Source organism: Paracoccus thiocyanatus (assembly GCF_900156255.1).
In the GTDB taxonomy this organism is placed as follows: domain Bacteria; phylum Pseudomonadota; class Alphaproteobacteria; order Rhodobacterales; family Rhodobacteraceae; genus Paracoccus; species Paracoccus thiocyanatus.
Genome location: NZ_FTMK01000047.1, coordinates 1 through 6,778, shown reverse-complemented (window position 1 = coordinate 6,778; position 6,778 = coordinate 1). Strand labels below are relative to the sequence as shown.

The window sequence follows — 6,778 nt, the reverse complement described above, 5'->3', positions numbered from 1 at the left end:
CAAGGTCGGAGCGAAGGCGAGCTTCGAGCGCCTGCCGAGCCCGGTCTATACGAAGTGCGTCTGCAATTGGACGCGGGGGACCGCGTGCTCGCCCGCACCCCGGTCGAGGTGATGGATGGTGATGTTTCACTTGACGGACCGGACAGGGCGCGGGCCGGCGCCGAGATCACGCTATCCTGGACGGGTGCCATACATCCGCGCGATTACATAGCCATCGTTCCCGGCGGCACGCCCGACGGCGAGCAAAGTGGCTATCGCCGCATTCAGGACGGAGATCAGGCCACGTTCACTGCACCCGCGGAGCCTGGTGCCTATGAAATCCGCTACCATTTGGACCGCGGCGATCGGGTCATGGCCCGGCGACCGCTCGAGGTGCTGGCGGCGGACGCGCCGATAGACGAGGGTGCCGGGCTTATGGTTCCTGGTACAGCAAGGCCGGGCGATATCGTTACAGTTTCGTGGACAATCGAAGCTGGCGATGCCGACCGGCGCGTGGCGCTGGCACGAGCTGATGCGCCCGACTTTACCTGGATTACAGTCCATCGCGTGGGCGACGAAACCGAAACGGTAATCAAGCTCCCGGACGAGCCGGGACAATACGAAGTGCGGTTTCTCGACCTTCAAAGCCAGAGCGTTCTCGGACGCGCGATGATCACGCTCGGCGAATGAACTACGAACACATCAAAGAATCCGGAGAACCCAAGACCATGCTCAGATCAGTCATCACTGCATTTGGCTTACTCGCCCTTGCCGTTCCCGTCATGGCTGCAGAACCGGGGGGAGCGGCGTCAGGGACGATTGCAGGCGAAGAGATAGAACTGTCGGTCTGGACAGAGCAGTCCGACTTCACGTCTTCCAGTTTTTCGATCTATTTTCGAGCACCGGCACTGAGGGAGCGCGGTCTGGGCAACTTATCCCTCGGCGCAGAGTGGATCGGCGATCTTGATGGTGACTTCTTTTCCGCAGAAATCGATATCCCAATTCTCGATACCGATCCGTATCGCATCTACCGTGCGGACTTGGACGATGAACTCTCCCTGACAATTACGAGCGCCTCGCACCAAGGCGGTGTGCTGGCGATCGCGGGCCAGGTGCAAGGTGTTCTAACGAGTATGGACCGGATTGCACTTCGTAATCCTGACCCTGACGACACTCTCAACGTTAGCCTGACATTTGAAGCCGTATTGGGTGAGTTGCAGTGAGGACCGCGGCGTTTTCCCTAATTGCGATCTGCCTGTCCGCGCCTGTGCTGGCCGATCAGCCGGATGGGGATATGACTGGGTTTCTCGAAGTGGCACCTGTTTCATGGCGGATCGACGCCGAGCGGTCAGAATTCCATTTCGAGAGCGAAGGCATTGGCTCTCTGCGGATTCTTGCCGAACCGCAGGAGGTGCCATCGGGCATCGGTTCCATCCGGTTGATGGTGATGGTGGCCGATGGGACCACAAGTCTTCTCGAACTGCGGCTCGAGGACGAAGACGGAAATCCCGCTCTTGGACTGTCAAGCGAGGCCGGGGGGCAGGCAATGCTCGAGATCGACCACAACAATGACGGTTCACTTCACTTTACCGGCGTGATCGAGGCAGGCCTGACGGCCTACCCGATGTCAGGCCGAACTGCCGTCGAACGACAAATGCTGGTTCTGGATGTGGATGGAGGCCGGATCACCGCTACCGGGCACTAGCGTTCTGCGGCAGGGAGGAAAAATCCAATGAGACCGGTCATCGTTTTGACAGCCATTTTGTCCTGCGCCGCCGTTCCCGCGCTGGCGCAGCGCGCGGGCGACATTTCGGACCTTTGCGGAACGTCCTCGCCGGCAACGTGGCAGGGGCTGCGGGAACACTTCGTGGGTGACTGGCGCGTTGACCACCTGTCCGGCTACGTCCATGCCGGCAGGATGGTCATCCCTATGGAGCCTTCCCCCGAAACAGAGACCATGTCGATCTGGGTATTGGGCGAGGATCTGCTGCTCGACCATGCGGAGATGACCGAGCCGATGGCTATCACCCTTGCCGACGAAGGCCGTTGGGTGATCGAGGCCAACCATCCCGAGATCCCCGAGCCGGCACTGACGCCGGACGAAGCCGTGCTGGCGTGGGCCGGAGACTGCGATCAGGAGGATCTGCCCCGTCTCATCGGTCAGAGCCATGTGGCCATGGCGGGGGCGGTCATGGACATGACGCTGCGCATGCTGCCCGTCGATATGGACACGATCTACGCCATCCTTGAGATCGAGGGTGCCGCCCAAGCCGTGCAAGATCAAAGTGAAGTCTTGTAACTTGCGAGCGCACCAAACATGGCTGGAGTAGACCTATGCTGAACATCGTCCCACACTTCAGGATTGTTGGAGTCGCTGGGTTTGTTTTACTTTCGAGTTGCGGCACACCAGAATACCGAACTGAAAAAAGTCATTGTGAAGCGGAGTGGATGCTTAAAATCCCACCGGTCTATCGACAAGAGATCGTCACCAAATACCGCAACAAAGAACGACCGACCGGCGAAACGATCTGCGAAACAACTGGGACCACTATCAATTGCAAGCCGGTCTTGGAGACGGTTTCGGTTCCCTACACAACGGTAGAAACCGTTGATATCAAGAAAGCGCAGCGCGGCCCGCAGATATCATCCTGCACCGCGCGGGCATGCGTGGCGAAATACGGCAATAGCACGTGCGAGGGGTGATCCAAGCGCAGGGAACGGTTTTTTAGGCAGGCAAAGTAGCTTTACTCGGGAGAGGGAAATGTGGGATTTTAGTATTGGAGGTGCGCTCGGAATGATGGTGCGCACGATGCCGTTTATCCTGTTGCGCATGGCGGTCTATTTCGGGATCTCGCTGGGCTATATTCTGATTACCGGTGTCGGCGCCGGTGTCGGCTGGGGTGTCGGTGGGTTTGGCGACGAAGAGTTTCGCGCCACGACAACAATGTGGGGCGGCTTTGCGGGCTTTGGGCTTTTTGGCGTCTTTATGTATTGGGCGCGCGAATATATTCTCTATATCGTCAAGGCCGGACACATTGCCGTTTTGATCGAATTGATTGATGGTAAACTGATGCCGCATGGCCGCAGCCAAATCAGTCATGCAACAGCGGTGGTTAAAGAACGGTTTCCGCAGGCCAGCGTGTTGTTCGCCGTCGATCAATTGATCAAAGGCGTTGTGCGCGCCATTTCGGGATTGGTGCGTGGCATCCTGACCATTCTGCCGATTCCCGGAGCGCAACAGATTGGCGGTATCATATCCGCGTTTTTGCGCGTCGCCGTCGGGTTCGTTGACGAAGTGATCCTTGCCCACGCCATCCGCACGAATTCGACAAATGCATGGGGGTCAGCGAAAGTGGCGCTCGTGCTCTATGCGCAGAACTACAAGCCAATGCTTAAGAATGCTGCATGGCTGGCAATTATTGTCTACGGCCTCAGTTTTGTAGTGTTTCTTGTCATGCTCGCGCCAGCTGCGCTGGTGGTCTACCTGATGCCCGGCGCATGGGCGGCAGGCGGCGTGGTATTCGCGCTGCTGTTCGCATGGAGCATCAAGGCCGCACTGCTGGAACCTTTTGCCATCACCTGCATGATGCAAGTCTATTTCAAGACAATTGAGGGCCAGCAACCGAACCCCGAATGGGAAGCCAAGCTGGAACAGATGTCAGGCAAATTCCGTAAGCTTAAGGATCGCGCGTTTGGCGCAGATGCGGCAGCAACATGATAAGCATTACTGGGATTGAGCGCTAGAAAGACGCTGAGGGAGATGCGAAATGATTAATTCGACACGGATATCGCTGACATTAGCGTTTGTAGCGATGTTACCGCAGGCAGCCTTGGCGAACATTGTTTGCGAGGGCACCTATGAATTCTTCAACGGCAAGGACACTGTCAACGCGATCCCCGGCGAAGCGCCAGAAAACGGCGCTTTGGCAGCAAGGCTCTATAATGCTCAGCGGGGTGCGTGGCTGGGTCAGTTCATGGGCAAGCCGAAAAGTGAGGGCCTGCACGAGGTCAAGGTCAGTCAATGTGGCCGACAGTTCACCCTGTCGCAGGGCTCAAAAACCATGCTGTTCCTGCAATCCATCATGGATGACACGCTTTATGTTGCGCAGGACATCGGCACGAACGAGGCCGAATTGACGCTGCGGGTGGTCGATCACAAGATCATGGTCGGCTCGGTCAAGGGAAAATCGCACGGGTTTGCCTTCAATATCCCGGTCGCGATGGACCCGCGCGATGTCTCCATGCCCGATATGAAGCGGTGCAACGACGACACGGCCGCCACGCCCGACACACCTGCTGGTGACCGCCTGACCGTCGATCCAGCCCTGCGCAGCGAGGTGATCGGCATCGTCGCGGACGAGTTGGGCGTGCCAAGGGATCAGAGCGAGCGCTACATCTCTGCCCTGCGATCCGTGGCCAAAACCCGCCAATCGGACGAGGGGGTGAGCGAAATCCTCCCCGGGGAACCAGGCTGCCCCATCGAATTGACCGGCGTCAAGACCTGCCGGGTCTTTCCGCCCGACACCACGACAGTCGTCGAAGTCAATCTCCTGCTCGATGGGGATGGACGCCTGCTGCCCGTCACGACGGACGGCTCTGATACGGGGCGGATCCGCGTCGATGATCCCGGCGTGGCGGATTTATGTGCGCCAGAGTCGACGTTGCCCCCGGCGGAACAACGCCTCCGGTTCAAGTTCTTCGCCATCGAGGAAGACGGCATCAACGATGTTCAGGCCGGTCTTTTGGATGCGCGCACCGATCATTTCAAGAAGGCACATTACGCCAAGGGGAAATCCCAGGGGCGCCAGGGGCGTGCAGACGCCGCCGACGAGGCGTATCGGGCTATCGGGTCTCCGGTGACGGGACGGCACAAGTCGCCCTGATCTCAACCGTCCCAAAGGTCAGAAGCGACGCCACGCCAAGACAGGAAAGAAAAATGACGATGACCACATTCAGCCGGATATTTTTGACATTTGCCGCGTCATTGGCCGTGTCTCATGCCGCTGGAGCGGCCCCTGTTTGCGAAGGGGAATACATATCTGCCGTCACCGGCGCATCACCACCCGTTCAGGGCAAGGTCACGGGTGTCCCCAATCCCTACCGCAAACAACCGGTTCGCATCGACGTGGAGGATTGCGGACGCACGCTGGTGATTCATGGCGACGGCACGATCCCGCTCCAGCAAAGTGCCAACGATCCCGCGCATTATGTCGGGTCGCATCAGGGTGCGCCGGCCGTGTTCGATGTCTGGAGCCCCGATCGCCTGACCGGGCAGATCCTGATTCCAGGCTCGAACGGCGGCGTGATTTTCGAGATGACGCTTGTGGAGGGGCACAGCCCCGATATGGAAGGCTGCGACATTCAAGAGCAAGAGAACGGCCCATCGGACGACGACCGGCTGACCGTGGACCCGGCCCTGCGCAGCGAAGTGATCGGCATCGTCGCGGACGAGTTGGGCGTGCCAAGGGATCAGAGTGAGCGCTACATTTCGGCCCTGCGATCCGTGGCCAAGACCCGCCAATCGGACGAGGGGGTGAGCGAAATCCTCCCCGGTGAGCCGGGCTGCCCCATCGAATTGACCGGCGTCAAGACCTGCCGGGTCTTTCCGCCCGACACCACGACAGTCGTCGAAGTCAATCTCCTGCTCGACGAGGATGGCCGCCTGCTGCCCGTCACGACGGACGGCTCCTACACGGGGCGGCTCCGCGTCGACGATCCCGGCACTACAACGGATTTCTGCGCGCCGGACGCGCCGGAGACAAAACTGCCCGAGGCCGAGAGGCGCCTCCGGTTCAAGTTCTTCGCGATCAAGGAAGACGGCATCAACGATGTCCAGGCCGGTCTTTTGGATGCGCGCACGGATATTTTCGAGAAGGCGCATTACGCCGAGGGAAAATCCCGAGGGCGCCGGGGACGCGCGCAGGCCGCGGATGAGGCCTATCGCGCGATCGGATCACCAGTAACGGGCATACATGCGAGTGTGAAACCGTGAGGCTGGCTGCGAGGGCGATATCCGCATTTGCTGAATTTATGGAGGATTGAAGAATGAAGAAGCTTGCATCGGGATTGGCCGCATTGACCATCGCAGGTGGCATTGCTTGCGCAGCTCCTGCCAGTGCTGCGGACGATGTCGTGATCGTTTATGATGCGTCCGGCTCGATGTGGGGCCAGATCGACGGAACCTCCAAGATCGAGATTGCCCGCGATGTGCTCGCCGATCTGGTCAAAGGCTGGGGCGAGAACACCAATCTGGGCCTCGTTGCCTATGGCCACCGCCGTCAGGGCGATTGCACCGATATCGAGACGATGATCACCCCCGGCCCGCTTGACAAGGCCAAGTTCATCGCCACTGTCAATGCGATCAAACCGGTGGGCAAGACGCCGATCTCGGCCGCGATCCGACAGGCGGCTGATCTTTTGTCCTACCGCGACAACCCGGCAACCGTCGTGCTGATTTCCGACGGGGTGGAAACCTGCAACGCCGACCCCTGTGCAGTTGCGGCGCAACTGGAAAAGCAGGGCGTGAAATTCACCGCGCATGTCGTTGGCTTTGATCTGGACAATGCAGCCCGCGAAAGCCTGTCCTGCATTGCCGAAAATACTGGCGGCAAATTCGTCACCGCCGACAACGCCGATCAACTGAAAACCGCGCTTGCCGAAGTAAAAGGCGCAGTCGAGGAAGTGCCAGAACCGGAAAAGGTGGAAACGCCAACCCTGCCAGAAGTGACCCTTACTGCCCCGAAAGAGGTGACGACCGGCGCCAAATTCGACTTCTCTTGGCAGGGTACGATCAACGGCA

Annotated in this window: 8 protein-coding genes and 1 pseudogene; all 9 read left to right on the top strand. The window is 59.2% G+C overall.

Annotated features, from left to right (window positions below):
- Positions 1 to 669: pseudogene (locus F3H32_RS17420) on the top strand (hypothetical protein); the annotation flags it as partial.
- Complete coding sequence (locus F3H32_RS17415) at positions 666 to 1,202, top strand: hypothetical protein (RefSeq protein ID WP_149766919.1); 537 nt, start codon at positions 666 to 668, stop codon at positions 1,200 to 1,202. The pseudogene F3H32_RS17420 and the gene F3H32_RS17415, both read left to right, overlap by 4 nt.
- A complete protein-coding gene (locus F3H32_RS17410; RefSeq protein ID WP_188128713.1) occupies positions 1,199 to 1,684 on the top strand; it encodes a hypothetical protein in 486 nt (161 codons plus the stop codon). The genes F3H32_RS17415 and F3H32_RS17410 overlap by 4 nt, the downstream gene beginning before the upstream one ends.
- Before the next feature lie 27 nt (positions 1,685 to 1,711).
- Positions 1,712 to 2,278 (top strand): hypothetical protein, encoded by a 567-nt coding sequence (locus tag F3H32_RS17405; RefSeq protein ID WP_149766917.1) that lies wholly within the window; start codon positions 1,712 to 1,714, stop codon positions 2,276 to 2,278.
- Between the two features lie 35 nt (positions 2,279 to 2,313).
- Positions 2,314 to 2,682 (top strand): hypothetical protein, encoded by a 369-nt coding sequence (locus tag F3H32_RS17400; protein ID WP_149766916.1) that lies wholly within the window; start codon positions 2,314 to 2,316, stop codon positions 2,680 to 2,682.
- Positions 2,683 to 2,773: 91 nt separating this feature from the next.
- Positions 2,774 to 3,697 carry a hypothetical protein gene (locus F3H32_RS17395; protein WP_223191531.1) on the top strand — a complete coding sequence of 308 codons (924 nt, stop codon included), beginning with the start codon at positions 2,774 to 2,776 and terminating at the stop codon, positions 3,695 to 3,697.
- 49 nt (positions 3,698 to 3,746) lie between these two features.
- Positions 3,747 to 4,862 (top strand): hypothetical protein, encoded by a 1,116-nt coding sequence (locus tag F3H32_RS17390; RefSeq protein WP_149766914.1) that lies wholly within the window; start codon positions 3,747 to 3,749, stop codon positions 4,860 to 4,862.
- A gap of 53 nt (positions 4,863 to 4,915) precedes the next feature.
- Complete coding sequence (locus tag F3H32_RS17385) at positions 4,916 to 5,971, top strand: hypothetical protein (RefSeq protein WP_149766913.1); 1,056 nt, start codon at positions 4,916 to 4,918, stop codon at positions 5,969 to 5,971.
- A gap of 53 nt (positions 5,972 to 6,024) precedes the next feature.
- The coding region (locus F3H32_RS17380; protein ID WP_149766912.1) for a vWA domain-containing protein at positions 6,025 to 6,778 on the top strand (754 nt) is incomplete at its 3' end.